The following is a 440-nucleotide window of genomic DNA, read 5'->3' on the forward strand; positions in this document are numbered from 1 at the left end:
GCTTTGTTGTCTTTTCGTGAGTTGATCAGCTACGGTAAATTGGCGAGTTCTATGGCTGGTCAGGATGCTCAAGGTCAGATTAGGAGCCGGGTTAAAGAGGTATATGGTCCGGTGGCGAGTATGGCGGCTACTACCCAAACTGAGGTGTACGAGGACAACGAAAACCGTTGTTTTACCCTGGCGATCAACGAAAGCGAAGCCCAAACCAAGGCAATTATCGATTATATGAACGCTTGTTCGGTGGGGAAGGTGATTAAGTCTAAACAATTGGTTACCAAAGAATTATTACAAAATTGTGTGCGTTTGTTGCGTCCTTATGAGGTGGTGAATCCTTACGCTGACCAACTATCGCTCCCAGGCGAAGTGAAAAAAGCGCGCCGTTTGCATAGTTTGTACCAGTCGTTGGTGAAGCAAATTACTTTGTTACACCAGTTTCAACG

The 440-nt window shown here is 45.9% G+C and carries 1 pseudogene; it reads left to right on the forward strand.

Annotated elements, in window-relative coordinates:
- A pseudogene (locus Q0954_RS34490) lies at positions 1–440 on the forward strand (hypothetical protein); the annotation flags it as partial.

This window comes from uncultured Microscilla sp., from assembly GCF_947493425.1.
Classification (GTDB): Bacteria; Bacteroidota; Bacteroidia; order Cytophagales; family Microscillaceae; genus Microscilla.